Here is a 2,351-nt window from a genome sequence, read left to right as displayed (position 1 = left end):
AATCAAAATAATGCTTTAAATAGAGGGATGTTGTTTCTTTAATTTGCTTGATTTCAAAATCAGTAAATTCGTACTCTATGGGATCTAAAAAAATATTTTCCAACTCGTATTTATAAATTTTTTTCGAATAAGAGGGATATAAGTTATCTTGAAAACACTTAATTTCTTTAGAAATAGTAGTAAAGGTTTTTTTCTTAATTTTTACTACTATTTCCTTTGGGGATAATCCTTTTATCTTTTTTAAATACACAAAACCCCTCCTAATATTAGTATTTTTCACTTATTCCATTTTAAGATATCTACTTGGATCTGTACCTAAAACTCTCGCAGGTACTCCTCCTACCACACTATTATCAGGTACATCCTTAATAACAACCGCATTAGCACCTATTACTACATTATTTCCTATTTTAAAATCTCCTAATAATCTTGCACCAGGGCCAATATAAACATTATCCCCTATTACGGGTGGACCACCATGTCCAGCTCTGCCTCCTATGGTACATCCTTGACCGATAACGCATTTTTTTCCTATTTTACAATTTTTATGCAAAACAACTCCTATGCCACCATAACCAAATGAGCTATTTTCACCTATTTGAGCAGTATGAGGTATATTTGAATTATGCACTAAATTATTTATTTTTGTAATGATTTTTGCTATCCTAAAATTTCGTTTTAAATATTGCTTTCTAGCGATTGAATATAATCTATAGGCATCTAACATGCTTTTCATCCCCTTAACAACCATTTATATAAAAAAGTATTAAACTACATAACCAATACTTTATCTAACAATAAGAAAACTAGTAGTTTATGCACATTTTTTTAAAACTCTAAATACCATAGAATACTGTAATACTAAAATAATCAGACCATTAAACACTTGCGCCCATGCCACTCCAACAACCGAGAAATTTTGAATAGCTAGATAGCTGCTAAATAAAGCTATAGGTGTTGAGATAATTGTTACATAAAAATTTTCTCTCATCTTTCCTAAAGAAACTAACATTGCAGCTGTGATTGCATACGAAGAATACAAAACATACTTAATCATTAATATTCCAGTATACTTTGCTGTGTTTATATAAGACTCCCCATAAAAAATGGGAACAAATATCATTGAGGCAATGTAAACAGCTACTCCAACAACAATACTTATTATTATAGTCTTTTTTTGGATATCAAAAGTCATTGCCTTTAATGCCCTGATATCTTTATTTTTCTCTGCTAAATATGGTGTATAAATACTTTGTAAAGTAGCTGTAACCTGAGTTGCTCCTAGTAAAAATATAGTCGCTATGGCATAATAACCCATTTCAACTCGATCCGTAGTAAAACTATCCATAATAATAATATCTGCATAATTTCCTATATTATTGGTGAAATTCGCTAAAAAACTAAAAAACGCAATACTCCAAAATGCATATGGTACTTTAGAAGGTATTTTATGTAATATTTTTATTGAATTTATCTCTTTAAACAAAGGTAATAATCCTAATAATAATCCTAATACTGTAGCAATGATAAATCCTTTAATGCCAAACAACCATGTTCCAATAATAATAAATACAGCATTCTGTATTTTTATTATTGATTGTATAACGGCCATCCGATTTACTTTTTTTAAAGCTAGTAAATAGCTCATTAAAATATTTGTCATTGCTAGCATTGGAATGCATAAGGTATACAATCCCCACTGAGATATAGAATACTTCGGGACAAAAAACAAAAACAAATTAAATAACAATACTGCAATCACACAAAAAATTATACTTTTCCGAATCGCATATGAGAGGAGATAATTTTTTTCGCTGTCCTCCCTAGGTTCCGAACAATATTTCAATATTGCCGTATCGAGTCCAAAAGTACCTATTAGAACAGCTAATATTAAATAAGTCTGCAAGCTTTTTATCTGTGCCATACTTTCAGGAGAAATAAACTTTGCAACTAAAATAACACTTCCAAACCCAACAAACTGTACTAAAAATTTTGTTAATAATAAACTAAAAAAACCTTTTTTTCTTAGTTGGATTATATTATTATGGATTTTCCCTTTCAGCTTTGCTAATGGCTGCATCATAATGATTTCTCCTTAAAATCCATATCTTCAATACACCTTTCAATATTACATACCAAATCATTTATATTTCGATTTTCAAACAATATCGTACCCTCTGGTCGATTGCAAACATTACTTGCAATAGCTCTACAATTAAAGTAAATTGCTTCTTCAATACTTATACCGTAAGCATCACTATAAGTTGGTCGAATCATTATATCTGATTTTTTAAATAGGGGCCATAATTCTTTTTGTCCTGTAAGAAATAATATATTTCCCTCTATTTTAT

The 2,351-nt window shown here is 29.6% G+C and carries 3 protein-coding genes and 1 pseudogene; all 4 read right to left on the bottom strand.

Annotation, left to right across the window (positions count from 1 at the left end; genetic code table 11):
- Positions 1–250: pseudogene (locus tag ABWK52_RS28035) on the bottom strand (alginate lyase family protein); the annotation flags it as partial.
- Positions 251–280: 30 nt separating this feature from the next.
- Entirely contained in the window at positions 281–727 is a 447-nt protein-coding gene (locus ABWK52_RS28030; RefSeq protein WP_097853602.1) for a serine O-acetyltransferase, read from the bottom strand.
- 87 nt (positions 728–814) lie between these two features.
- Positions 815–2,083 carry a lipopolysaccharide biosynthesis protein gene (locus ABWK52_RS28025; protein WP_097853603.1) on the bottom strand — a complete coding sequence of 423 codons (1,269 nt, stop codon included), beginning with the start codon at positions 2,081–2,083 and terminating at the stop codon, positions 815–817.
- On the bottom strand, positions 2,080–2,351 hold a 272-nt coding region (locus tag ABWK52_RS28020; protein WP_353772310.1), incomplete at its 5' end, for a glycosyltransferase. The genes ABWK52_RS28020 and ABWK52_RS28025, both read right to left, overlap by 4 nt.

The organism is Bacillus sp. AP50 (assembly GCF_040492675.1).
In the GTDB taxonomy this organism is placed as follows: domain Bacteria; phylum Bacillota; class Bacilli; order Bacillales; family Bacillaceae_G; genus Bacillus_A; species Bacillus_A cereus.
This window is presented reverse-complemented; position numbering and strand designations above follow the sequence as displayed.